The organism is Gallaecimonas mangrovi (assembly GCF_003367375.1).
GTDB classification, from domain to species: domain Bacteria; phylum Pseudomonadota; class Gammaproteobacteria; order Enterobacterales; family Gallaecimonadaceae; genus Gallaecimonas; species Gallaecimonas mangrovi.
Genome location: NZ_CP031416.1, coordinates 3,792,286 through 3,815,351, shown reverse-complemented (window position 1 = coordinate 3,815,351; position 23,066 = coordinate 3,792,286). Strand labels below are relative to the sequence as shown.

The 23,066-nt window shown below is 55.2% G+C and carries 24 protein-coding genes; 7 read left to right on the top strand and 17 right to left on the bottom strand.

Annotated elements, in window-relative coordinates; genetic code table 11:
- Positions 1-20 precede the first annotated feature (20 nt).
- Complete coding sequence (locus tag DW350_RS18170; protein ID WP_115720293.1) at positions 21-758, top strand: sulfite exporter TauE/SafE family protein; 738 nt, start codon at positions 21-23, stop codon at positions 756-758.
- Here the strand turns inward: DW350_RS18170 and DW350_RS18165 are convergent.
- The 3 genes from DW350_RS18165 to DW350_RS18155 form a co-directional block, all read right to left on the bottom strand.
- Positions 661-1,302 (bottom strand): phosphatase PAP2 family protein, encoded by a 642-nt coding sequence (locus DW350_RS18165; RefSeq protein ID WP_192954739.1) that lies wholly within the window; start codon positions 1,300-1,302, stop codon positions 661-663. The two genes, DW350_RS18170 and DW350_RS18165, sit on opposite strands and share 98 nt — an antisense overlap.
- 2 nt (positions 1,303-1,304) lie before the next feature.
- The gene (locus tag DW350_RS18160; protein ID WP_115720689.1) at positions 1,305-1,688 is read right to left on the bottom strand and encodes a diacylglycerol kinase; all 384 of its coding nucleotides are present in this window, start codon (positions 1,686-1,688) and stop codon (positions 1,305-1,307) included.
- An 86-nt stretch (positions 1,689-1,774) separates the two neighbouring features.
- Entirely contained in the window at positions 1,775-2,542 is a 768-nt protein-coding gene (locus DW350_RS18155; protein WP_115720291.1) for a class I SAM-dependent methyltransferase, read from the bottom strand.
- A 93-nt stretch (positions 2,543-2,635) separates the two neighbouring features.
- Between DW350_RS18155 and DW350_RS18150 the strand changes: the two genes are divergently transcribed.
- Complete coding sequence (locus DW350_RS18150) at positions 2,636-3,412, top strand: helix-turn-helix domain-containing protein (protein ID WP_115720290.1); 777 nt, start codon at positions 2,636-2,638, stop codon at positions 3,410-3,412.
- 26 nt (positions 3,413-3,438) lie between these two features.
- Here DW350_RS18150 and ftn read toward each other — a convergent pair whose 3' ends face one another.
- Both ftn and DW350_RS18140 read right to left on the bottom strand, forming a co-directional pair.
- The gene (gene ftn, locus DW350_RS18145; RefSeq protein ID WP_115720289.1) at positions 3,439-3,906 is read right to left on the bottom strand and encodes a heteropolymeric bacterioferritin subunit Ftn; all 468 of its coding nucleotides are present in this window, start codon (positions 3,904-3,906) and stop codon (positions 3,439-3,441) included.
- A 174-nt stretch (positions 3,907-4,080) separates the two neighbouring features.
- Positions 4,081-5,250, bottom strand: a complete 1,170-nt coding sequence (locus DW350_RS18140) for a glycoside hydrolase family 5 protein (RefSeq protein ID WP_115720288.1) — start codon at positions 5,248-5,250, stop codon at positions 4,081-4,083.
- Positions 5,251-5,585: 335 nt separating this feature from the next.
- Here DW350_RS18140 and DW350_RS18135 point away from each other — a divergent pair, with 335 nt between their 5' ends.
- On the top strand, positions 5,586-6,242 hold the full coding sequence (locus DW350_RS18135; RefSeq protein WP_115720287.1) for a DUF4272 domain-containing protein: 657 nt from the start codon (positions 5,586-5,588) through the stop codon (positions 6,240-6,242).
- Positions 6,243-6,257: 15 nt separating this feature from the next.
- A complete protein-coding gene (locus tag DW350_RS18130) occupies positions 6,258-7,532 on the top strand; it encodes a lysozyme inhibitor LprI family protein (protein ID WP_115720286.1) in 1,275 nt (424 codons plus the stop codon).
- On the opposite strand, the gene DW350_RS18125 is transcribed toward DW350_RS18130, so the two are convergent.
- From DW350_RS18125 to DW350_RS18070, 12 genes are all read right to left on the bottom strand, one after another.
- Positions 7,529-8,836, bottom strand: a complete 1,308-nt coding sequence (locus tag DW350_RS18125; protein ID WP_115720285.1) for a sensor histidine kinase — start codon at positions 8,834-8,836, stop codon at positions 7,529-7,531. The genes DW350_RS18130 and DW350_RS18125 overlap by 4 nt on opposite strands.
- Complete coding sequence (locus DW350_RS18120; RefSeq protein ID WP_115720284.1) at positions 8,833-10,164, bottom strand: sigma-54-dependent transcriptional regulator; 1,332 nt, start codon at positions 10,162-10,164, stop codon at positions 8,833-8,835. The genes DW350_RS18125 and DW350_RS18120 overlap by 4 nt, the downstream gene beginning before the upstream one ends.
- Before the next feature lie 21 nt (positions 10,165-10,185).
- Positions 10,186-11,397, bottom strand: coding sequence for an ABC transporter permease (locus DW350_RS18115; protein ID WP_115720283.1), 1,212 nt, complete (start codon positions 11,395-11,397; stop codon positions 10,186-10,188).
- 9 nt (positions 11,398-11,406) lie between these two features.
- Positions 11,407-12,735 (bottom strand): ABC transporter permease, encoded by a 1,329-nt coding sequence (locus tag DW350_RS18110; protein WP_115720282.1) that lies wholly within the window; start codon positions 12,733-12,735, stop codon positions 11,407-11,409.
- A 9-nt stretch (positions 12,736-12,744) separates the two neighbouring features.
- A complete protein-coding gene (locus tag DW350_RS18105; RefSeq protein ID WP_115720281.1) occupies positions 12,745-13,434 on the bottom strand; it encodes an ABC transporter ATP-binding protein in 690 nt (229 codons plus the stop codon).
- Between the two features lie 11 nt (positions 13,435-13,445).
- Positions 13,446-14,714 carry an efflux RND transporter periplasmic adaptor subunit gene (locus DW350_RS18100; RefSeq protein ID WP_115720280.1) on the bottom strand — a complete coding sequence of 423 codons (1,269 nt, stop codon included), beginning with the start codon at positions 14,712-14,714 and terminating at the stop codon, positions 13,446-13,448.
- A 589-nt stretch (positions 14,715-15,303) separates the two neighbouring features.
- Complete coding sequence (locus DW350_RS18095) at positions 15,304-15,714, bottom strand: DUF4431 domain-containing protein (protein ID WP_115720279.1); 411 nt, start codon at positions 15,712-15,714, stop codon at positions 15,304-15,306.
- A gap of 168 nt (positions 15,715-15,882) precedes the next feature.
- Entirely contained in the window at positions 15,883-16,779 is an 897-nt protein-coding gene (locus DW350_RS18090) for a RimK family alpha-L-glutamate ligase (RefSeq protein ID WP_115720278.1), read from the bottom strand.
- Positions 16,780-16,829: 50 nt separating this feature from the next.
- Positions 16,830-17,192 (bottom strand): MaoP family protein, encoded by a 363-nt coding sequence (locus DW350_RS18085; protein ID WP_115720277.1) that lies wholly within the window; start codon positions 17,190-17,192, stop codon positions 16,830-16,832.
- 91 nt (positions 17,193-17,283) lie between these two features.
- Positions 17,284-18,150 carry a DUF3014 domain-containing protein gene (locus DW350_RS18080; protein ID WP_115720276.1) on the bottom strand — a complete coding sequence of 289 codons (867 nt, stop codon included), beginning with the start codon at positions 18,148-18,150 and terminating at the stop codon, positions 17,284-17,286.
- 9 nt (positions 18,151-18,159) lie between these two features.
- Positions 18,160-18,900, bottom strand: coding sequence for a ferredoxin--NADP reductase (locus DW350_RS18075; protein WP_115720275.1), 741 nt, complete (start codon positions 18,898-18,900; stop codon positions 18,160-18,162).
- A 9-nt stretch (positions 18,901-18,909) separates the two neighbouring features.
- Positions 18,910-19,296 carry a SirB2 family protein gene (locus DW350_RS18070; RefSeq protein ID WP_115720274.1) on the bottom strand — a complete coding sequence of 129 codons (387 nt, stop codon included), beginning with the start codon at positions 19,294-19,296 and terminating at the stop codon, positions 18,910-18,912.
- 127 nt (positions 19,297-19,423) lie between these two features.
- Here DW350_RS18070 and DW350_RS18065 point away from each other — a divergent pair, with 127 nt between their 5' ends.
- From DW350_RS18065 to DW350_RS18055, 3 genes are all read left to right on the top strand, one after another.
- Positions 19,424-21,388: a tetratricopeptide repeat protein gene (locus tag DW350_RS18065; RefSeq protein WP_115720273.1), complete on the top strand. Its 1,965-nt coding sequence runs from the start codon at positions 19,424-19,426 to the stop codon at positions 21,386-21,388.
- A gap of 14 nt (positions 21,389-21,402) precedes the next feature.
- Positions 21,403-21,963 carry a lysophospholipid acyltransferase family protein gene (locus DW350_RS18060; protein WP_115720272.1) on the top strand — a complete coding sequence of 187 codons (561 nt, stop codon included), beginning with the start codon at positions 21,403-21,405 and terminating at the stop codon, positions 21,961-21,963.
- A gap of 80 nt (positions 21,964-22,043) precedes the next feature.
- The gene (locus tag DW350_RS18055) at positions 22,044-22,988 is read left to right on the top strand and encodes a DUF4382 domain-containing protein (protein ID WP_115720271.1); all 945 of its coding nucleotides are present in this window, start codon (positions 22,044-22,046) and stop codon (positions 22,986-22,988) included.
- Positions 22,989-23,066: the final 78 nt, after the last annotated feature.

The window sequence follows — 23,066 nt, the reverse complement described above, 5'->3', positions numbered from 1 at the left end:
ATCCGGCATCAGGAGCCGTCATGCTGGACACTACCTTTTTCGGGCTGACGGTATTGTCGGCCTTTACCTCTTTTATTACCGCTTGTATGGGCGCCGGTGGCGGTGCCATTTTAATTGCCGTCATGGCGCTTATCTTGCCGCCGGCAGCTGTTATTCCGGTGCATGGCTTGGTGCAGCTGGGTTCAAACATCGGCCGGGCGCTGTTGTCGTGGCGGCATATCAACTGGAAGCTGCTGGCGGTATTCGTGCCTTTTAGTTTTATCGGGGCCTGGCTGGCGAGTTTGTTTTTGGTGCAGCTACCCAGTGAAGTGCTACAACTGGCGATCGCCGTTTTTGTGCTTTACCTGTGCTGGGGGCCGGCGATGCCCAAAGTGGTTGCCGGCAATGCCGGGCTTGGCTTGGGCGGCTTAGGTACCGGTTTTATCAGCCTGTTTGTGGGGGCGTCGGGGCCTTTGGTGGCGGCCTTTATCAAGCCGCGCAGCAAAGACCGCTTTCAGTCGATAGCAACCTTTGCTGCCACCATGAGCTGCCAGCATGCGGCTAAAGGGGTGGCTTTTGGCGTGGCAGGTTTTGTGTTTAAGCCCTGGTGGCCGCTGATCTTTGCCATGTTCCTGGCTTCCATCTTTGGCAATTGGCTAGGGCTTAAACTGCTGGGCAGGATCAGCGAGGCCCGTTTTCACCGACTGTTTCAAGTGGTGCTGACACTACTGGCGATCCAACTGTTGTGGGAAGCATCAGCCGCGCTACTAGGGCACTGATGGTCAGGCTGAGCATGATGGTCCAGGCGTCGTGCGACAAAAAGTGGGCGCCGCGCAGCTGCTGGTCGATACCAAAGGTCAGCCCCAATAACGCGCCAGGCAGCAGAGCCCACTTTTTACGGCCGGGAATGGCAAAATACAGCGCTAGCCAAGCGTAACCACTGCTGGCATGGCCCGCCGGGAAACACTGGCTGGACGGCATGCCGGCCGGGCGGTCAGCAAACAGGGGAATAAAGGGTTCTTTACCGCCGAAAACGCTCAGGCTCCAGGGGCAGTCCATCGGTACCAGATGTTTGATGGTGCCAACGGTGATAACGATAAGCGGCGCGGTAATGGCCAGGTAAGCCCAGCGGCGGCGTGAGGGTTTTTTCCAGTTAACGGCCAGGCCAATGAAGACAATGATGAGCATCAGTGCCGATAACTTCTTACCACCGTCGTGAATAAGATTTTTGGTAAACCAGTTTTCTTGCAGCGCCCATTGGCCGCCTTCCAACTGATACCAAAAATGGGCCAGGGCAAAGTCAGGCCCATGCCAAATGCTCAAGCTCAGAGCAATGAACCAACCGAAAACGAGTCCCACAGAATACTTAGCCATACCAGTCCTGCCAGTAAGAGAGTAACAAGCACTGCTGCGGAACCAATGTCTTTGGCTCGCCCGGACAATTCATGGTGTTCGGTACCGATACGGTCTACTACGGCTTCAATGGCAGAGTTGAGTAATTCCACCACCAGTACCAGCATCACTGACGCTATCATCAGGGCCCGTTCCAAACCGGACACCGGCAATAGGAAGGAAGCAGGTACCGCTACCGCAATGAGTACCATTTCCTGGCGAACGGCGGCTTCACTGCGCCAAGCGGCGCGCAGCCCCTGCCAGGAATATCGGCCGGCAAGCCAAAGGCGCTTAACGCCGGTATGTCCAGGTTTCATTCAGTACTCCACAACAAGGCAACGAGCTTGGCGCCCTCATCTTAGGAGAACCTTAAGAGAATATAAATGTGTGCGGGCCGCTCTTTTTAATGGCGACGCGCAAACATCAGGCGGGTGTCCACCGTAAAGCTGCCGTCGTCAGCGAAGCCAAAATAGCTCGCTACTTCGCCGCCTGCCTGGCGCTGCAGGGCGCGAATGGCGGCCACTTGCAGCTCTGGGGTTTGCATGCGCGCTACCCAAGCGGCAAAGTTTAGCGGCAGTTTAAAGGCATGCTCTTCGGTCACGGTAAAACCGGCGGCTTGCAGCCGTTGCTGCCATATGGCCGGCGAGGCATCTTGCACATGGCTGGGGTCTCGCAGCAGTTCAATGCTTTGCAGCCAGGTATCTAACAGCGGTTTGCCAGGGCTGACCACATCGACAAAAATGCCCAGGCCGCCGGGTTTTAGCACGCGGTTCATTTCTTTTATGCCTGCCGCCATATCCTGCCAGTGGTGGCAGCTGTATCGCGTGGCCACCACGTCGAAGCTGGCATCAGCAAAGGGCAGCGCTTCGGCAGCGCTGGCGGTGGTAACAATATTGGTTAGCTGACGTTTTTGCGCCTCGGCTGCCACCACCGCCAGCATGTCACTGGACAGATCGCAGGCCACCACTTCGGCCACCTGCGGTGCCAAGGTGAAGCTGACGTGGCCGCCACCGCAGCCCATGTCCAGCACCCGAGCCTGTGGCTGTTGGCCAACGGCTGCTGCCAGCAGTGCTAAGTCCTTACCGCTGGCATGGGTGGCACTTTGCAGGTAGGCCTCGGCCTGGGGGCTAAACTGGCGGCTAACAACAGCGTTATGGTCTTGTTTTGACATGGTAATTTTCCTTCGAAGCGACAACGTATCGCCATTGTTGAGCAGCCTATAAACTGGTACAAGATAGGTTTTTATACTGGTACAAAAACTGCCATGAACACTGATGCGCCACGGCTTTTAGGCCAGTTTATTCGTGCCCATCGCGAACGTTTAACGCCACCTGCCAGAGCGTTTGGCCGCCGCCGTACACCCGGCTGGCGCCGCGAAGAGCTGGCCGATGCCGCTGGGGTGAGCGTTACTTGGGTTACCTTTTTAGAACAGGGCCGGCAAGTTAGCGCCTCGGCTGCGGCCTTGGTACGGCTGGCCGAGGCGTTACAGCTCAGTCTTGCCGAAAGGGCCACCTTGTTTGAACTGGCCGCCAAGCGTGACCCAGAACAGCCCGACGCCCCGGCAAAAGCCGTCAGTGATGAGCTGCTGGCTTTGCCAAAGGTCATGGCCATGCCCGCCTATCTGCTAGACCGCTGTTGGTATATGCAAGCCTGGAACAGCGGCGCCGAGGCGCTTTTTAAAGGCTGGCTTGATAACGGCGAGGCGGGCCACAACCTGCTGGCCTTTGTGTTTTTAACGCCGCTGGCCCGGCAACTGATTGCGGACTGGCCGGTAAGAGCCGAACGTTTGGTTGCTGAGTTTCGAAGTGACTTCTCGCGCCATCCGGGGGACAGCCAGTTGCAAGCCTTGGTAGACGACTTAATGGCCAAAAGCCTTGATTTTAGCCAGTGCTGGCAGGCGCAATCGGTGCAGTACCGGGAAGGGGGCGAACGGCTATTTAACACCGCGAATGGCCGCCAACGCTTTATACAAAACACCCTTATTCCGGCGGCCCAGCCTGACTGCAAGCTGGTGTGTTTAATGCCGGTGCCGGGGGCATAAGAAAGGCCGCATTAGTGCGGCCTTTGTTACTTCATTTGCGACTGAATGTAATTTTCCAGCCCTACCATATCGATAAGGCGAATTTGCTTTTCCAGCCAGTAGGTATGGTCTTCTTCGGTGTCGGAGAGTTGGGCACGCAACATGTCGCGGCTAATGTAATCGCCCTTTTTCTCACAAAGTTCAATGCCTTTGGCCAGGTGCTCACGCACCTTGTACTCAAGTTTCAGGTCGGCCTTGAGGCAAGACACCACGTCAGTGCCCACGTCCAAGTCGTCGCGGTCCATGTTCGGGGTGGCTTCTAAAAACAGTACCCGGCGAATAATGGTGTCGGCGTGGCTGGCTTCTTCCTGCATTTCATGGTCGATACGCTCATAAAGCCGGGGCAGGCCCCAGTCTTCATACATGCGGGAATGAATTAGGTACTGATCTCTGGCCGCCAGCTCGCCGCCGATCAGCATGTTCAAGTAATCAATAACCTCTGGATTGCCCTGCATATCTATCGCTCCTTTACCTATCCAAAAAGGATGCAGCAGAAAACGTCTAAATGCAAAAAAATCTATTGAAATAACAGCTTGTTATCGACAAATAAGAATCAGTTTGATTACCGCTTCACCCGGTTTTTTTCCCGGCCTTAAAAAAGGCCGCCAGCAGCGGCCTTGCAAGGCTTTTTATTGCGTGTGTTGCATCACCTTCATCAGCTTGGGGTTGGCAAAACCGGTCCAGGACGGATTTAAAATCCCGTAGGTTTCCACCGCGCCGTGATGGCGGTTATAACCGCCCGATTGGGTGCCGTTAAGTGGCCACCAAATCCAGCTTAAGTGGTGCGCATTTAGGTAGTGGGCGAACATCAACGGAAACTGGATCCGGTCTTGGCTACAGGCCTTACCGTTTTCGTCTTTTTGGGTGCAGCCGCCCCATTCGGTCACCATTACCGGTACCGGGTAATGCGCTGTAAATAAAAAGCCAAAGCGCGGTTCGATGCTTTTAGCAAAAGCGGCATCCGAGGTATAAGCGTCGGCATCGTGCCAGGACGAATAATCGTGCACCGCGTATACCAGTTTATTGGGCTGATTTAAGGTCACTGGGTGTTGCGGCAGGCCGTTAAGATTGCCTTGATAATCAATGCCGCCAACGATAATCAGCGCCTTGGGGTTGAGCTGTTGCAGCGCATTACCCATTTTATTCGCGGCCAGGCGCCAGTCGGTGCTGGCATTGCCGTCGCCCCAGCTTGGTTTTAATTTCAGCTGGTGGTCCGAGCGAATTTCATTGCGCAGCTCATAGCCCACCACCAGCGGGTTGTGCTGGTAACGCTTGGCCATGGTCAGCCAATCGGCCATCCACTTTTGTTCGGGGTAAGCGGGGGTGTGCCAAAGGCCGTCGCCGTGGTCACCGTCACAGCACCAGTCGCCGCGGCTGCGGTGGTTATCCAAAATCACTGCAATGCCACGCTCGGTAAGGGCAGTGACTACCGCATCCAAAACCGCCAAGGCACTTTTGCCTTTAAGCCACGGGTTAGCGGTAAGGTACTGGGCCGCTACCTTGGGGTTACGCTCAACCAGCTCGTTGCTCCAAGGCAGGCGCACCACATTAAAGCCTCCAGCTTTCACTAAATCGGCAATTTTTCCCACCGGCTGTTTATCCAAGCCGCCCACCACAAATTCGCCCGACTCGGCGCCAAACCAGTTCACTCCTTTAAGCACCACGCTGTGGCCATTGTTATCAACAATGCTGGCGCCTTTGGTGCTTAATGGCAGAGCCCAGCCCATTTTGGGGGCAGGCTGCTGGTCGGCACAGCCGCTAAGAAGAGCGAGAAAAGTGAATAAAATCAGAGCGCGCACGGGTCAGACCTGTCAGTTATTTTGCACCAGACTGCCAGAAGTCAGCGCTGGCGACTGTGATCGTTAACGGTTTTTACTGCCGTTTAACCTAAACCCTTAACTATTGGTCGGTTAAGGCGCTAACAGACTGTAAGAAAACCTGTTTTTAGCTCGCCGAGAGGCTTTATTACCCAAGCCCAGGGGTTTGTTGCCAGATAAAAACACAACGAAGTTGTAACGGTAATTTGATAAAAATGAGCACCTTGTCGAATTTAAAATACGGGCTGTGTAAAATCGCCGGCTCGATATTCGCGCTTTTTGGCATGGATAAATGCTAAACAAGGAAAGTTGTACTCATGGAAGATGTTGTTTCTCAAGAGGCCTTAGACAGAAGGTCCCGTTCTATTGCGCTGTTAACGGCGCGTCATATCCCCACCATTGCCCATTTACCGGTTATCGACGATAGCAGCCAAGCGCTGACGCGTTCCACGCAAGAAGTGGCGCTGCGGGCCATGGCACTCTTGATGGTGGCGGTAAAAGGCGAGGGTTTAGAGCAAGACATCCTCGACGATGTTATCGGCCAGTACCAACTGCAAGGCGCTTTTACCGAGGCAGAGCGGCGTTTTATTGAAAACCCGGCGCCCAGCGAGTATGACAAAACCCAATTTGTTTGGCGCTATGAGGCGGCCTGGGTGCTGCTGTGGGCGCTTGGGTATGTCGACAACCTGGGTGAACCCACCGATATTTGTGACGTTCCTGCCGCCGTAACCTTTATGCAAGCGCGCAGCCGCGAGCAATTTATTGACGACGCAAAATTAAGAGCCTTGCCGCAATTGCTTGATGAAAACGACCTCATATACCGCTATCACTGGGCGGTAGTTGATGCGCGCATCAAGGGGGAAGCCAGTCCCCAAGAGGTTAACGGCAGTGTGGTGATGGAAAGACACTACGCCTTTAACTGGCTAACCGGTTATCTGCGCCAAGACTGGGACCACATTTCTACCGATACCTGATGCTGGAATAATCTTATGTACCGCCGAACACTTTTCATTTTCGCTGTCAGCTTGCTGCTGCCTTTTGTGGCAACTGCGGCCAGTTTCGATTGCCAGAAAGCCCATTCCGAAAGGGAAAAATACATTTGTAGCCACCCTATTATCAGCCAGATGGACGAGCTGCTAAGCGCCATGTACCAGCGGGCGCACCAATATGCGCGCGATCCGGTGGAAGTGAAAAAGCAGCAACTGGACTGGTGGCATATCAGCAATGACGACTGCCGGGCAGGCGCTGAACCGGCGCGCTGTGAAGCGGCTTACATCAGTGCCATAGCGTGGCTAAAAAAGCGCTATTACGCCGACCAGCAGCCGCTGGTGTCACAGCCCACACAGGCTCTTGCTGCCTTAATTAAAGGCATGCAATTTCCCCGTGAGTCGGAGCTGGACAACACCTCCAAAAATGCTCTTGCCGCTGAAAACTATCAGCCGTGGCCGCGGCGGCCTTTGCTGCATTTGGCCAAAGGCCAAAGCGTTGCCGGGCTAACCGCGGTTTATAAAAACGGTACCCTTTATGTGTATTACGCCGTCAGCAGTGACGATAAAGGCGGCAGCTTGTATGAGCTGAACATGGCCAGCAACCAGACCCGGCTGCTTTTCCACGCCAAGTACTGGACCACCCTTGGCCAGCCACTGCAAGTGAAAAAAGGCCTGCTGTTTTTTGTGCCGGGGGGCAACCAGCAGGAGCTGAGATTTCCGCAAAATCCGGAACCACAGTTGATGATTTACCCGGTGGGCAGCGGTGAAAAACCACAGCCGATGACCGCGCAGCAGCAACAGCGTTACAGCCGCATTCTCGATGCTGGTAACAGCTTTAGCGTTAATGAAGACGGCCCATGGCTCGCTATTTATACTGCGCCGCTTTATTACCCCACCCGTTACGACATCTTTCATAACCTTGACGGCTTTCGCCAGCGCTATGACGTGCGTAAGCAGCATTCAGCTAGCGCCTTTGTGCTGTACGACCGCGACAACCAAGTGGTGCAAGACCCACACATTTCGCCCGGCAGCAGCTGGAATATCAGTGGCCTGGTCATGGCCCGGCACCAGCCCTATGCCTATTTTGCCAACCAGGGTGCGGTAGCCTGCATTTGGCAATACGACATTAATCGGGATGAAGTCAGTAAAATTGTGCCCGAGCACGACGCCAGACTTCCGGCGCCGGTGTCCATTGATGGCCACGACTTTTTAGTGTTTACCATGAAAAACCAACAAGGCTTGCCGGCCATTTATCTGGCGGTAAGGCCAGGCTAAACCTTGGCCGCCAGCGGCAGCCAAATGCGTACCCGAAGGCCGCCCGATGGGCGGTTTTCCAAATGCAGGCGGCCGCCGTGGGCGTCGATTATTTCCCGGCACAGTGCCAGGCCAAGGCCGGTGCCCTCTTTTTTGGTGGAGTAGAACGGCAGCAGTGCCTGGGTTAGCACCTGCTCGTTCATGCCGCTGCCCCGGTCCACCACTTCCAGGCAGTGCCAGCCCGGTTGGCTGTGAATGGCCAGCTCAATTTCCTTGGCTTGGCTGCCCGCCTCAATGGCGTTTTTCAACAAATTCACCAGCACCTGCGACAACTGCGCCGGATCGCCCCAGCCGGGGCTCTCTGGCAGGGTTTGCCGTAGCCGAAACTCAACCACTCCCGACAGCTTTTGCAGCAGCTCGCGCCAGTCAATGGCTTGGCATTGTGGCTGCGGCAGGCGGGCAAACCGCGCATAGCCATGCAAAAACTGGCTAAGGTGGTTGGCCCGTTCACTGATGGTGTCAAAAATCTGGGTTAGCAGCGCCGGGTCGGGTTTATTCACTAACTGCTGGCCGGAGTGGGCCATTGAGGCAATGGGGGCCAGCGAGTTGTTGAGCTCATGGCTGATAACGCGAATAACCTTCTTCCAGGTACTGACTTCAGCGCGGTTGAGTTCGCGGGTAAGTTGCTTGAATAAATACAGCTGATGGCGCTGGCTGTTTAATTGGAAGTGGCTGTGTGACAAGTGCCAAATTTGTGGTTCGGCGCCGCTGTCTAAGGTAAAAAGGCCGTCTTGCCCGGCTTCCAGGGCGTCTTTTATGGCTTGTGGCAGCTGTTGCTGCAGTTCGGGTAGCAGCAGGCCGTTAATGGCATGGCCGTCAGCTAACAGCTGTCGCGCCGCCGGGTTGGCGTAGAGAATGTGCTGGTTCTGGTTACATAGCAGCATTGCCACCGGTGAGCTTTGCAGCACGGTGTCGAGCATCAATTCGCGCTGATAAATATGGGCTCTTTCACCGCGCAGCTTTTGCGCCGCATCGTTGTAAAGCGCCGCCAGCTTAGCCAGTTCGTCGTTGCCGCTACGGGTTAAAGATACCGAAAAGTCGTTGTCTTTAAAGTTTAAAAGGCCGGTGGTAAGCGCGTCCAAGCCGCGGTTTAGGCGGCGGGTAAACAGGCGGCCAAAGGCCAGGCCGCAAGTAAGGGCTACCAACAAGGCAATTTGCAGTGCCAGCCAAACGCCTACCCCAAGGTGAAGTAAAAAGCCCGCCAGGGTCACCAGCAAAAAAAGGCTCAGTGCCAATACGGCGGCGAGCTTGCCTTCAATACTCATGGTGGTGTTATTCCGTATTTCTCTAAGCGTCGGTAAAGCGCCTGGCGTGACAAACCTAACAGCCGGGCGGCTTCGCTGATGCTGGGCGCCCTGGCCAGCACCTCGCGCAGTTGCTGCTCGTCAGGCTCAAAGGCGGGGCGCGGGCGCCGCATTGCCTGCGGCGGCAGGTTTAAGTCGCCCACGTCGATGCGCTCATTGCTGGCCAGTAAGGCGGCGCGCTTGAGGCAGTTTTCCAGCTCCCGTACGTTGCCCGGCCAGTCGTGGTTTTCCAGGGCCCGGCAGGCTTCCAGGGTTAAGGGCCGGCCGGCTAAAAAATGGCGGGCCAGGGGTAAAATATCTTCGGCGCGGTTTTTGAGCGGTGCTAGGGTCAGCTCAATCACGTTGAGGCGGTAGTAAAGATCTTCACGAAAATCGCCAGCGGCAATGGCGCCAGGCAGGTCGCTGTTGGTGGCGGAAATGAGCCTGACATTAACCTTGCGGGTTTGGGTGGAGCCCAGCCGTTCAAACTCGCCGGTTTGCAGCACCCGTAGCAGTTTCATTTGCCCGGCCAGCGAAAGGTTACCGATTTCATCCAAAAACAGGGTGCCGCCGTCGGCCGCCTCAAAGCGGCCAATGCGGGTTTTATTAAGGCCTGTAAAGGCGCCGGGTTCGGCGCCAAAGAGCTCGGCTTCCATCAGTTCAATGGGTAAGGCACCGGCATTGACCCGAATAAAAGGGCCTTTGGCGACACTGGAGTTGCGCTGAATGATGTCGGCAATTTTTTCCTTACCGGCGCCGTTGGGGCCGGTTATTAGCACCGACACCTCGGCCTTGGCCACTTGCAGCGCCATTTCCAGTAACTGTTGCATGGCGTCTGACTGGTATACCAAGCCGCCCAAGTCGAACTTGTCGGCAATGGCTTGGCGGCGCTGATGGCGTTCGCTGGCGCGAATTTGCTGCTTGGCATTAAGCTCGGCCAGTTCTAACAGGTTTTTGACGGTGGCAATCAGCTTGGCATCGTCCCAGGGCTTGGCCAAATAGTCGGCGGCACCTGCTTTTACTAGCTCAACGGCGGTTTCTAGCTCGGTCCAGGCGGTGAGCAGAATAATGGGTAAGTCGGCAAAGCGTTCGCGAATGGCAAAAAACAGCGCCTTGCCTTCTTCGCCGCTGGTGGTGTCGGCGCTAAAGTTCATGTCTTGCACCACCAGGCTTATATCCCCTTCGGCCAGCCGGTTAAGGCCAGCCTGGGGGGTGAGCGCGGTGGCGGTTTCAAAACCATGCAACGTAAACAACACCGTTAGCGCTTGGCCAACGGCGCTGTTGTCATCAATCACCAGGATCTTATCCATAACGTCCTTTTTGTGTGCCGGTTAAACGCTGCGGGTGGCAAGCGCTGGGGATATTTGGGCGGCGCGCCAGGCCGGCACCAAGGCGGCTAACATACCCAGCAGCCAAACCATAATCACGCCAATAACTAAATAGCTCGGTGCCAATGCTTTCATTTGGTAATGCTGCACCATCAAATGGTTAGCTGCCAAGGTTAGAAAGATACCCACCACAATGCCCAGAGCCGTTACCAGGCCATTTTCCACCATAAAATACCGGATGATGGCGGTTTTGGTGGCACCCAAAGCGCGGCGGGTACCAATTTGTTTGCGGCGCTGGTTTACCCACAGCAAGGTCAGGCCAACAATACCAAGCCCCGTTACCAGGCTTATTAGCACTATGGTGGTAGACAGCATGGTAATGGTGGCGTTGTCGCTGCGGTAGGCGTTGCTTTTGAGCGTTTTAAAGCTGCGCACGCCGGTTATCACCCTTTGGCTGTCTAACTGGTTCAGTAGCTGTGGCACCTTTTTCATCATGGCATCCAGCTGCCCTGGCTTGGCGCGCACCATATAACGCAGGCTGTAGTCGCGGTTAAAAAGCGGCACCAGGGCAACGTTACCAGTGATATCGGAATGGACAAAGGTGCCCAGGTTGGCCGACATCACGCCTATCACCTGCACTTTACTGGTACCAAAATTAATCAATTTTCCAACTGGGTTAACCCCTTTACCGAACACAATGTCGGCCAGCTGGCGGGTAACGATGACGACCTGCGGGACGGCACTGGACAAACTGGTGGTCACCACCATGTCGCTGTCGGTAAAGTTGCGGCCATCAAGGAGCTTTAACCCCATGGTGTGGATGGCTGAAGGGTCAGTGCTGAACACATTGGCGTCAACTTCCCCCACCCCTGAAGGGTTATTGCCAGCTCGTATGGTGGAGGTATTCCCCGAGCCTGACAGCGGCACGCTGTTGGTGATACTGGCGTCAATGACCCCCGGTAGTTGCTTGATGGCATCAAGGTCGCGTTGCACATCGCCATAATTTTTTAAACCGGCGTGGGTGGGGATCACCGACACCCCAAACAGGTTTTGGTCATCAATGCCTGTGGGGCGGTTAACCGCGCTTTGGCGCTGGTTAATCACAAAAGCGGCGTTAACCACAATGGCTAGGGTCAGGGCCATTTGCAGCATGATCAGCAAGGCGCTGGTTTTGTTGCGCCACAGGGTGCGCAGTATGGGGCCGAATTCAAACATGGTGCGCTCCTATTGCGTTTTTAAGTAATGGGCAGGGTTGGTGGTACTGATGCGCCAGGCCGGGTAAACCCCTGCCAACAGGCTTGCCAGCATGGCTAAGCCGACAGTGACCACGGCCATCAGTAAATCCATGTGCACAATGCTGGCCATGCTATGCACCACCAAGTGGCGAATAGCACCTAGGCTCAGCAACGCCAGCACAATACCCAGTAAGCCGCCAATACCGCCCACCAGCAGGCTTTCAACCAGATGCTGGGTAAAAACGGCGCCGCGGCTGGCACCTAAAGCGCGGCGTACTCCGGCTTCGGGGGCTTTGCGCAGCAATTTCGCCATCAGCAAGGCAATGGTGTTGATAATGCACACCAGCAAGAAGGCAAAGGCCAGCCAAGTGAGTAAGCGGGTGTCGTTGCCCACCACATTGTTCTGGTAAAGCCACTGGGAAGGGGTTGATAAGACGACGCCGTTGTCACGCTGGAAACGGCCCTGTTGTTTCTGGTCCTGGTAGTAGTTGTTTAAAAATTGCGTGTAGCGGGCTTTTTGCTCGGCGCTGTCTAACTGCACCCAGTATTGCAGCCAAATACAGTTTGATTGCAACAAGCCCTCGTAGCCTTCAGGCGAGCCGGCATCGCTGTTGCTAAAGCAGCTCATTTGGCCATAAGGCATCATTTCCAGGGGGCGGTGCAGGCCAAAGGGCAGGTAAATGTCGCTATTACCACCAAAGCTGCCGGTGCTTAAGTCCTCTACCGACGGCACCGGCTTAAAGTCTTTCACCACGCCCACCACTTGGTATGGGTGGCCGTTTATCTGCACCGTTTTACCCACCGAGTTTTGGCCGCCAAACAAGTCTTCGTTCATTTTTTTGCCCAGCACCACCTGGTATTGCGCTTGGCTATCTGCGCTTTTATCCCAGCCATTGCCGTAGATAAAGGACACGTTAAAGAGCGGGAAAAAGTCGCGGGTGGTCACCCTGATGTTCACCATCATCGGGTGAATATCAGGGTTGGGCGACTCAATGGTGCCGCCCCACTGGTGCATGGCCACCTGATAGGTGGGGATGTTCGACTGCAGCAGCGCTTCGGCATCTTTATAGGCAATTTGATCCGGCAGGCCATTGCGGGCCTTAGACGGGTAATGGTCGCCCAGCGGATGGCTGTTGAGCTGCACGTAATAAAGTTGGCTGTTTTTATCAGCCAGGGCGTTAGATGCCATGACGTGCTGCAGGGTCAGGGTGCTCATGGCCACCCCTACCCCCACGGCAATGGCCAGCACCATCAGCAGCGACATCACCGGGGTACTTTTAAACGACAGCCAGGCCAGGCGCAGGTAATAGCTAAACATGCTGGCTCCTTAGGCGCGGCGGCTTTGGCTGAAGTCAAAATCAGAGACCTGGCCGTCAACCACTTGGATATTGCGCTGGGCGCGGCGGGCAAGGTCTGGGTCGTGGGTAACCATGACGATGGTGGTGCCTTCCTGGTTAATGCTTTCCAGCAGCTCCATCACTTGCCGGGCCATTAAGGAATCAAGGTTACCGGTGGGCTCATCCGCCAGTAAAAAGGCGGGCTTGCCGGCCAGGGCCCGGGCAATAGCCACCCGCTGCTGTTGGCCACCCGATAACTGTGACGGCAAATGGTGGCGGCGTGCCGCTAGGCCCACTTTTTCCAAGGCTTCGTCAATGCGGCTTTTGCGTTCCTTGGCACTTAACCCCCGGTAGCGCAGTGGCACATCAACATTGTCAAACAGCGATAAGTCGGGAATGAGGTTAAACCCCTGGAAGATAAAGCCGATTTTTTCGTTTCGCAGTTTTGATCGCTTGCTGTCAGAAAGGCCCTGCACGTTAACGCCGTCTAACAGGTATTGGCCTTCTTCAAAGCTTTCCAAAAGGCCGGCGATATTCAAAAAGGTGGTTTTACCGGAGCCCGAAGGGCCGGTGACCGCCACAAATTCGCCTTCCCTTACGTGTAGGCTGAAATCGCGTAGTGCATGGGTTGCGACGGTTTCGGTGCGGTACACCTTGGCGATATTTTCCATAGTCAGCATCTTGGCGGTCCTTAATGGGTGATAAGTAGGGTGTTTTGGTCTTTAAAGCGACTGGTATCAGAGGTAATGATTTGGTCGCCGGCTTTAAGGCCACTTAGTACTTGTGCGTTCTGGCTGCCCACTGCCCCTAAGGTGATGGCGGTGCGGATGGCTTTATCGCCCCTGACCACAAAGGCGCTGCGGCCCTGGCCTGAGTCAATAAAGGCGCCGCGCGGAACGGCCAGTACATGGTTAAGGTTTTCTAAAAGAATGCGGGCGGTCAGGCGCTGGTTTTGGCGCAGGTTCTCAGGGCTTTTGTCTTTAAAGCGCAGCCTTGCCACCACTTGGTTGTCTTTAATTTCCGGGCTAATAGCGGCCACTTCGCCTTGCCAGTCATGGCCGTTTACATTCACCGCCACTGGCATTTTAAGGCCCAAATCGTCTGAGTAGCTTTCTGGCACCATCGCCTCTACTTCAAAGCTGGACAAGTCCACCACCGTGAGTAGTGCCTGGTAAGCACTGACCGCGGACTGTTGGTTAAGGGCCAGGCTGCCCACCATGCCGTTGACCGGCGAGGTGACCCTTAGCTCATCGGCTTGGCGCTGCAAGTCGGCTACCAGCAGGGCTTGGCGCTGCACCTGCAATTTCAGATTTTTGGTTTCAACAGTGGCCATTTGTATGGCCAGGCGGGCGTTTTCTTTGGCCTGGTGTGAGCGCAGTTTGGCGCGGGCCAACTCGTCTTTGGCCTTTTCATAATCAAGCTCGCTTATTACCCGTTTTTGCCAGGACTGCTCGGCGCGGCGCATTTCCCGGTCGGCGGCAGTTAAGTCAACCTTGGCCAAATCCGCCGCTTGCTGGTTTTCAACAGCGTCACGCTTGGCCTGAATTTGCTGGCGGTCCGCTTCGCCTTGCATGCGAGCCAGGTTGGCCTGCTCCTGCTTAAGCTGGTTGGTCAAGGTTGGGCTTTTCACCGTGGCCAGCACCTGGCCCTTTTTGACGCTGTCGCCCGCCTTGATGAGATAACTGACAATGCCTTGCGCCGGGCTGTAAAGCGTGGGGCTGTTGGCCGCCACCACCCGGCCCTGCACACTGATGTCACGTTTGATATCGCCAACTCGGGCGGTGCCGAACGCCAAGGCCTGGCGCGACACTGTGCTGTCGGTGCCGGCACTTTGCTGCCAACTGCTATAAGCCCAGCCAAGAGCGGTTACCAGCAGTAAACCGCTGCCTATTACTAACCATTTTCGGTAAGGACGGCGCTGGCTAACAACAACGTCTTGCCCCGAGGTGTCTCTGATCATGAAAAAACTCCTTGCGTTGCAGAAGTCTTATCAAGGGGCGTGCCAGTTTTTATTTTATTGATTTATATGGTTATTTTTGGGTTGGTCTATGTGGGAAGTGTCCGGTTTTGGTGTCCGTTGTCCGGGGTGTCCGGTTTTGGAGGGTTTGATTCTTCGGTGTTGCAGGGACTTTATGCCATGAATTAAATGTTGGGGTATCTGTGATGGCCAATCTGTCAGTCGTTATACGTTCTTTTATCCGCCGGGTCCCGGCCCGGCAGCCGGCCTACTTTGTTTTCGCACAAAGTCAGCGGGGCTGCCCAACCAAAGGCACCGCCCACGTTTACTTGGACCGTCCTTGTCCTCGCCCTTCTGGCCATCGTCGCGGTGCTCCGATGTTCAAAATCGCTCCTGGCGATTTTATCGCTTCATTTTCGCTTCTGGTCGTTCCCGGGTCACCGGCTCATACGCGCTCCCGGCACGTATTCACCTGCTTCGACTTCCCTGTCTCAGCTGCCCCTACACTCTCGCCAGCCAAGCGCTTCACTTAACGGACAAAATCAGGTGTCGTTAGTACGGTTGGCTATTAAAAAACGCCTTAGCTTTATCCTCAGGGCGTTTGACAGCGTTGAACATTCATCAGAACCGGGGTGTGGTGATGTCCGGAGATTTGTGAAAACAAGGTTCCCTTACACTTAACCGTCTGCCCGAGTTTGGGTGCCAGCTGTTGGTAAAACACGGCGGCATCATTTGGAAAAACCAGTTGTAGGTCAGATGTAGCTTTTACCGAACGACTAAGGGGATCAGCGTGAGTGGCAGAGGTACAAATTGGGCCGGTGAGATGTAAAACGAAGACCGTTTCTGGGGAATCACCTTGAGTAATACTTTCATAGTTAGGTGTGCCAGCAAAGGTGCTACGTATCAGCGTGCCCAGTAGCGCCACTTGCGGTCCATAGCTGTAACAGCTGGTTTTTCCTGCGCTACTGCTCAAGGCTGTCATTAACAACATCGTTGCCAACATTTACTGTCCTTTTTTATTACCAATTGATTTTTAATGGAAATATACCTCTTTTAATGTTGGGGAAGGAGTTGGTGGCTTGCCTCGCCTACTTTTGGCGAAACAAAAGTAGGGCGCCCGCCGGTGCGCGAACCGGCGGATAGCAGAACGAGTAGCAGTTATTGTTGGCTATTAAAAAAGACTGCGGCTTGGGTGAGCTGCACACTGCGCAACAATAAAATCCATAATCGCGCCTGCGACATCCACGCCGGTGGCGTTTTCGATACCTTCAAGGCCGGGGGAGGAGTTGACTTCCAACAGCAGCGGGCCGCGGTGGGAGCGCAGCAGATCAACCCCGGCAATGCCAAGGCCGAGGATTTGGGCGGCTTTAATGGCAAGGGCGCATTCTTCTTCGCTAGGCTCTAGGGCCAGGGCTTTACCGCCGCAGTGCAGGTTGGCGCGAAAATCGCCGCTTTGTGAGCGCCTTTCCATGGCGGCCACCACGCGGGTACCTACCACCAATAGCCGCAAGTCTTGGCCGGCGGCTTCGCGAATAAATTCCTGTACCAGCACATTAACCCTGGCACCCATAAAGGCTTCCAGGGTGGCGCGGGCGCTTTGTGGGGTTTCGGCCAGGGTCACGCCAATGCCTTGCGAGCCTTCCAGCACTTTGATGACCAATGGCGTGCCGCCGACTTCAGCCACCATGCGGCTGATGGCCTCGCTGGTGTTGGCAAAGGCGGTGGTTGGCATTGGCACCTGGCCAATTAACGCTTGCATGGCTTGCAGCTTATCGCGCGAGCGCAGTAAGGCGGCGGCTGAGGTGGGGCTGTAAGTGCCTTGCGCTTCGAGTTGGCGTAGCACGGTGCTGCCGGCAAAGGTGAGTTCATGGCCAACCCGGGGCAGCGCCGCCGCAAAGGGTGCCAGGGGCTGGTTTTGGTAATAAAAAACCGGGCCTTCGGCGGTAAGGCTTAAGCTGCAATGCAGCGGGTTTATCACCTGGGCGTCGATGTCGCGCTGATGGGCGGCGGCCAGCAGGCGCTGGGTGGAGTGCAGCTCAGTTTTCGCTGACAGTATGGCAAGGCGCATGGTGCGCTCCGCAATAAATAAGGGGCAGAACGTGGCTGCCCCTTTGGCAATTAGTCTTCGTCGACCGGGTCGTCGGGTTCGCTGTCGTAGCGGCTGGTATTGGCACTGCGTGCCTGATGCCAGTCACCACAAACAGTAAAGACCCGTTTTTTGTGGTCCAGGATCTTTTGATACTTGGCCCACACCTTTTCCAAGCCGGTGCTGGCCTGGCGAGTGCCTTGGCAGCATTCCAGAAACTGGAATTCTTCGGCACTGGCCGGGCTAACCAAGCCGCTGGCCAAGGCTTGCAGGGCTTGTCCATGATTTTCCAGCAAGGTGGCTTCGGCTTTAGTGAAGTCACCACTGCGGGCAAATCCATGGGGAAAGTGTTTTTGGTCGAAAAAGCGTTTTGTACTGACAAAGCTTTGATTCATAACCCACCTCCAAGGCGCTTTCAGGCCGGAGTATTAGCCAAGCTTGGAGGCGGGTAAAACAAAACATTTTTATCGACGACATAAGTCGTTGTTATTGAGCATCCAGTAGCTTTTTCAGCTCGGTCAGTTTGGCTTTCACCTTGGCGCGATTGGTGGGCCCCATGCGAATAAGGATCTTTTGTATTGGCTTGAGGTTTTCAAGGGCCGGGTCAGCAAACTGGTACAACACCTTGGGCTGTTTGAGCTTAATGGGCTCTGCCGGGTCTGGAGTTGCCAATGCTAAGTCAATGATTTGGCCAAGGTTTGGCTGGAAGTCATTGCCATTAAGGCCTAACTGGCCGTAGGCCTCGCTAAAGAGCGGCTGGTATTTTTGCAAGAATGCCAGCAGCTTTTGGTTATCAAGACCGACGAAGATCTTCACGTAAGGGTCGTAACGGCTGTAGCTGTCGCTATCGAGGTAGATGGTGTCACCGTCGCGAATAACGCTAAAGGCCTGGGAAGGCGATGCAATCAAACGCTGGCGTTCTGGCAAATAACCTTCAACCGCGGTTGCCACCATCTGGGTGATTTTGGTGATAAGGCCAGATTCTTGGGTTTTAAGCTGCTGATGCTCCGCCGGCAGCATGGCGTTAAGGTCGTCACGCACCACGCTGTCACTGTCGTTGAGGGGGGGCAATTTCGGTGCCGGGGGGGCGGCAGGTTCTGGTTGCGGCGCCGGTTCTGGCGCAGGCTCAGGCTCTGGCGCCGGGGTGGTCTCGGCCGGTGCTTGTGCTTGAGGCTCTGGCTGGGGCTGCGTTTGCGCCGGTGGTGGGGCGCTTTCGGCAACGCTGGGGCCTGCAGGCTTGGGCCAGAACGCCCAGGCCAGAATGCCAATCACCACAATCACCACGATGACGACAATGGGGATAAGCTTGGAATTGCCGGATTTGGGCGGCTGAGTTTGCGGATCGGCTTGCATCTTGGCTCCTTACCAATACTGCTCAACTGTGACATGACCTGGCTGACGGCGCAGGTTCTTCTGTAATCCCTTTTCGGCCAATACCTTAAGGCCATCTCGGATCATATCTGGATTGCCGCACAGCATCATCTGGCAATCGTGACTAAGTGTTTCGTTGGTGGCATTTTCAAGCTCGCCGCTGGCCAGCAAGTCAGGCAGGCGGCCTTGCAATGCCCCCGCTACCTTTTCCCGGGTAACCACCGGTAAATACTGAAAGCGACCGGGGTTGTCTTTTTGCATTTGCTCAAGGCGTTCACGGTACGCTAAATCGCTAGCAAATCGCACCCCATGCACCAACTTAATGTGCTGAAAACGCTGCCAGGGTGATTCGGTGCCCAAAATAGAAAGATAAGGCCCCAATCCTGTACCGGTTGCCAACAGCCATAAGCTGTTGCCGTCTGGCACTTCGTCCAGCACAAAAAAGCCGCTGGCCGGTTGGCTGACCTGAATGCTGTCACCTGCCTGCAGGTTATCAAGGGAAGGTGACAATTTTCCGCCCGGTACGGCGGTGACTAAAAAATCCAGGGTGGGGTCGGACGGGCTATTAACCAAAGAATAGGCGCGCTGTACTCGCCCATCAGGGCCTTCCAAGCCCAACCGCACAAACTGACCGGCAACAAAATCAAAAGGCGGCGCCTTTAAGCGCAGGCTAAAAAGCGTAGGGTTCCAGCGGTGGTTTTCCAGCACCTGTGCATCTAACCATTGAGCCATAGGACCTCCTTAAACCGCGAGTAACCAGGACCAAGGGGATTTATACACCGCCACCCCGACGATATAGAGAAACACCAACACAGCGCCAATGGCTGCCAATACCCTGGTTTGGGCTGTTCGACCGCGCTTTATCGCAATAGTGCCCAGTGCGATATACAGCACCAATGCTACTACCTTAGCGGTCAACCAGTTGTCTTTAAATGGGTATTGCCCTAACTGCCAGGCAAGCCATACACCGACGGCCAATAATGCAGTGTCGATGATATGAGGCGCCACCTTCAGCCAGCGCGGTGCCGGGCTTGGGGCGACGAGGCCATGCAGCACTCGCCCAATAAAGAACAGCACCGTTACCAGCGCCAAGGCTTGGTGAAGCTGTTTTACCAGCAGATAATCCACGCTAACTCTCTGATATTAGTTACACTTTGACACTAGCATTGGACCTTGGTCGCAGCAATGACAAAAGGAGGCTGACAGCATTGCCGTTAGCCGATAAGATGCCTAGCACTAGCCCCGAGATGTGACTATGAAAAGCTGTTTTCTGCTCTTCTTAGGGTGCCTGTTGTCATTTGGCACCCGGGCAGAAACGGACCTCGCCCCCCTACTTACGCAAGCGGAACATGCCTCCAAGCAAGCTGACTATGCGTCGGCCAACAAGCTGCTGTCGCAAATTCCTGCAAAGGCTGTTAGCCATTTCTCGAATTTTGACCATGGCCGCTATCTGTGTGTAAAGGCAGAAATGGCGTCGCGCATTGACCGTGATTTAAAAGGGTCGTTGCCGATGTATCAAAGCGGTATCGCCTTGTTGGAAAGGTTTCCGCCAAGCCCGGAGCTGCTTCGATGCATGCTGGTTTACTACCAGGCGCAATCTTGGGCCGGTAACTTGCCAGTGACCCTGGCCATTGCCAATAAGGCTGAACAGGTAGCGCTGAAACTGGGTGATAAAAAAGGCCAAGCCGAGGCCTTGAGCGACCAGGGTTACAGCTATCGGCTGATGCAGATGGACGCCCATGCGTTGCCGATCATTGAAAAGGCTATCGAGCTTGCCAAAGAAACGGGCGACCTTTCTGTCGAACTGGGTTCCAGCTCCGATTTAGCCTTGGTGCGCCGCGACCTTGGCCAGCCCTATTTGCAACTGGCCATGGAGACCAATGCCTTGGCACAAAGCTCCCCGGATATTAGCGATAAGGCCCGCGCTGCTGCGTCATTGGCCAAGTTGCAATATGAGGGCGGACATTACTCCGAGGCCCTTGATGCCTTGCTGGCGGTGTATGCCGACGTAGAAAAGCACGCCAGCATTGGCTGGCAGGGCACCATGGCCAGTAATCTGGCCGAAATTTACCTGGCCCTTGGCCAGCTTGATAAGGCCAATTTTTATATCCAGATCGCCCTTAATAAAATGGCCAAGGCGAACCTTATTCATCAGCGCATGTCAGCGCTGCTGACTGCGTCCAAAATTGCCGAAAAGCAAGGTGATAAGGTTCGCCAGAAAACCTTGTTACAACAGGTAGTGGCAGCGCAGGAAACCACCGATAGCATGCGCCAAAATGAACTTGCCGCGCGCGCCTTAAAGCAACTGGCGGCGCTCAGTGATGGTGATGTCCAGCAACAGTACTGGCAGCACTATGCCAAGGTCATGGACGACCGCCTGGCGTTGGTTGAAAAGGCCAAAAGCCAGGCCGAGCGTAATTTGTCGCTGGACCTTATTAAGCGCCAAAACAAGGCCAGCACCACCAACAAAGAGCTTAAAGCCTACTGGCATTTGGCAGTTTATTTTGCCATTGGCTTACTGCTGATTTTGCTGGTTCGCACCTTATTGAAATACCGGCGGCGGCAGCAATCGCAAACGCTCGTTGACGCTGGGTTAAGGCTGCATTCGCAGCTGCCTCATCACCGCGCCAGTATGCAGTGGCTTAGCCAGTTACTTGGCCAAGGGCGCCGCTGCCAGCTGTATTATTTTCGGCCCCGCTTTAGCCGTCACCCCTTTTATCAGGCCGGTTATCGCCTTGGCAGCCGCCAGCAAAAGTTACTGGCCGACAAGTTGCGTGCGGCTTTTCCTGATGCCTTGTTGTTGGGGGAACCCGATACCTTCCACTACTTATTGGCGTTAGAGGCGGGATCTGGCCAAAAAAGCGGCCCGGCGGAGCAGGTATTTGCCCAGTTAAAGGGGTGCCTTGCTGAGCTGGACGTGCCGGTCAGCGGCTTGCAAATGGCTACCCTGGCTTTCCCCTGTTTCCCGCAAATCAGTCGCACAACCGACGTTGAGCCCCTTTGCGAGCTGTTGCTATTGGGCTTGCAGCTTGCTGATGAAGCGGGCGCTGACAGTTGGGTCAGCATCAATCCGTTGCCGGTGGCCGCGCCCGCCATGCGGGCAGACAATGTGCGCCAAGCGCTGCTAAATGAGCTGCAAAAGGGCTATATCAAAGTCAGCACTGGCGGCAGCGACTTGACCTTGGAACCTGACTGGGCTTTGCTGGCAGAAACGGTTTAAGCAAGGCTCTTGTTATGGGAAAACTGGCAAATGGATTAATGCGCCGCCTTGGCTGGCGCGTTGAAGGGCAGCTACCCGCGCAGGATAAATACCTGATTGTGGTTGCCCCCCATACCTCCAATTGGGATTTTGTCTGGGGGGTATTGGCCCGTAGTGCCCTAGGCGTTCGCATTCGTTTTCTCGCCAAACACCAGCTGTTTCGCTTTCCTTTGGGTTATCTTTTTCGGGCCATGGGCGGCTTTGCGGTACGCCGCGACAAAGCCAATAACCTGGTTGAGCAGGTTGCCGCATACTACCGCAGCCTGCCGTCTTTTGTGCTGTGTGTAACCCCCGAAGGCACGCGCAGCCCGGTGACGCGCTGGAAGCTAGGGTTCTATTACATCGCCAAGGCCGCCAAGGTTCCCTATGTGCTGGTGGGTATCGATTACCCGCGCCGCCGCTTTCTGGTGGCAGACCCTATCTATCCTAGCGACGACATCAAGGCCGACCTAGCCCAGGTGCAGCAATTTTATGAGCAAGTGCAAGGCCGTTTTGCCCAACCCATACCGCCATTGTTGGGCTGGAAAGACCAGTAATGTTGCAATTAAATCGTTAAGAAAGGGTTAACAGCAAGCAACCATACTTAGTCAGCAACCACTTACCAAGAGACGCTGGCATGAAGGCAATTAAGCTTGCTGTTCTTATTTTTTGCTCCCTTTGGCTGGGGGCTTGTGGCGGCGGTGGTGACGATGAAAACCAAACCGCTAATTTGTCTCTCGATATTGGTGATGCACCGGTGGACGGTGCCGACAAGGTAGTGATCACCATCGACAGCATTACCTTAAAACGCGACAGCGGCGACGATGTGGTGTTAGCGGTTACCGATGCCAACGGCGACCCGGTCACCCTGGATTTACTCGACTATCAAGGTGGCGATACCTACCTGGCTATCGACAGCGCCAGCATTCCGGCCGGTACATACAGTGACGTGCGCTTAGGCATTGAAGACGAAGACACCAGTCTCAGTTATGTTGAAACCGGCGACGGCATTTTTACGCTAAAAGTGCCGTCGGACGAATTAAAACTGGGCGGCTTTACCGCCACGGCCGGCGGCCAACTGGCTTTTACCCTGGACTTTAACCTGCGCCGGGCCATGACCTACAACCCCGGGCCGCAGCGCTACATTATTAAACCGCGTGGTATCAGCCTGGTGGAAAGCGCCATTTTAGGCGGCATTAGCGGTACCGTTACCGCCACTCTGGCTGAAAGCTGCAATACCAGTACCGACAGCGTTAATTACGGCTTTGTTTACCTTTATAGCGGTCATAGCCTTACCACCCTTGCTGACGACTTTGACAGTGGTGCCAGCGGCGCGCCAGATGGCGCCACCGCGCCGGTTGCTTCGGTGGCGGTTACCTTAAGTGACGACACCGACGCCAGCTACGGCTATCAGTTTGGGCTTATTCCGGCTGGCGACTACACCTTGGCCTTTTCCTGCGACGGCATTAATGACGAGCCAGAAACCTACGAGGGGTTAACCATTCCTAACCCGGCCGGGCTGAGTTATGAGCTGGCTTTGAGCGAAGGCCAAAGCCTTGTGCAAGACATCAGCAACGACTAACTTGCTCAAATAGGGGCTATGCCCTAGCATGCCCTGCCTCTTTGGCGGGGCTTTTGCGTTTTAAGGCAAGGGCATTAT

Excerpts from the sequence above, each read along its gene's own strand:
- DW350_RS18170 (WP_115720293.1), top strand. The coding sequence starts at position 21 with ATGCTGGACACTACCTTTTTCGGGCTGACGGTATTGTCGGCCTTTACC.
- DW350_RS18160 (WP_115720689.1), bottom strand. The coding sequence starts at position 1,688 with ATGAAACCTGGACATACCGGCGTTAAGCGCCTTTGGCTTGCCGGCCGA.
- DW350_RS18155 (WP_115720291.1), bottom strand. The coding sequence starts at position 2,542 with ATGTCAAAACAAGACCATAACGCTGTTGTTAGCCGCCAGTTTAGCCCC.
- DW350_RS18150 (WP_115720290.1), top strand. The coding sequence starts at position 2,636 with ATGAACACTGATGCGCCACGGCTTTTAGGCCAGTTTATTCGTGCCCAT.
- ftn (WP_115720289.1), bottom strand. The coding sequence starts at position 3,906 with ATGCAGGGCAATCCAGAGGTTATTGATTACTTGAACATGCTGATCGGC.
- DW350_RS18135 (WP_115720287.1), top strand. The coding sequence starts at position 5,586 with ATGGAAGATGTTGTTTCTCAAGAGGCCTTAGACAGAAGGTCCCGTTCT.
- DW350_RS18130 (WP_115720286.1), top strand. The coding sequence starts at position 6,258 with ATGTACCGCCGAACACTTTTCATTTTCGCTGTCAGCTTGCTGCTGCCT.
- DW350_RS18125 (WP_115720285.1), bottom strand. The coding sequence starts at position 8,836 with ATGAGTATTGAAGGCAAGCTCGCCGCCGTATTGGCACTGAGCCTTTTT.
- DW350_RS18120 (WP_115720284.1), bottom strand. The coding sequence starts at position 10,164 with ATGGATAAGATCCTGGTGATTGATGACAACAGCGCCGTTGGCCAAGCG.
- DW350_RS18115 (WP_115720283.1), bottom strand. The coding sequence starts at position 11,397 with ATGTTTGAATTCGGCCCCATACTGCGCACCCTGTGGCGCAACAAAACC.
- DW350_RS18110 (WP_115720282.1), bottom strand. The coding sequence starts at position 12,735 with ATGTTTAGCTATTACCTGCGCCTGGCCTGGCTGTCGTTTAAAAGTACC.
- DW350_RS18105 (WP_115720281.1), bottom strand. The coding sequence starts at position 13,434 with ATGCTGACTATGGAAAATATCGCCAAGGTGTACCGCACCGAAACCGTC.
- DW350_RS18100 (WP_115720280.1), bottom strand. The coding sequence starts at position 14,714 with ATGATCAGAGACACCTCGGGGCAAGACGTTGTTGTTAGCCAGCGCCGT.
- DW350_RS18095 (WP_115720279.1), bottom strand. The coding sequence starts at position 15,714 with ATGTTGGCAACGATGTTGTTAATGACAGCCTTGAGCAGTAGCGCAGGA.
- DW350_RS18090 (WP_115720278.1), bottom strand. The coding sequence starts at position 16,779 with ATGCGCCTTGCCATACTGTCAGCGAAAACTGAGCTGCACTCCACCCAG.
- DW350_RS18085 (WP_115720277.1), bottom strand. The coding sequence starts at position 17,192 with ATGAATCAAAGCTTTGTCAGTACAAAACGCTTTTTCGACCAAAAACAC.
- DW350_RS18080 (WP_115720276.1), bottom strand. The coding sequence starts at position 18,150 with ATGCAAGCCGATCCGCAAACTCAGCCGCCCAAATCCGGCAATTCCAAG.
- DW350_RS18075 (WP_115720275.1), bottom strand. The coding sequence starts at position 18,900 with ATGGCTCAATGGTTAGATGCACAGGTGCTGGAAAACCACCGCTGGAAC.
- DW350_RS18065 (WP_115720273.1), top strand. The coding sequence starts at position 19,424 with ATGAAAAGCTGTTTTCTGCTCTTCTTAGGGTGCCTGTTGTCATTTGGC.
- DW350_RS18060 (WP_115720272.1), top strand. The coding sequence starts at position 21,403 with ATGGGAAAACTGGCAAATGGATTAATGCGCCGCCTTGGCTGGCGCGTT.
- DW350_RS18055 (WP_115720271.1), top strand. The coding sequence starts at position 22,044 with ATGAAGGCAATTAAGCTTGCTGTTCTTATTTTTTGCTCCCTTTGGCTG.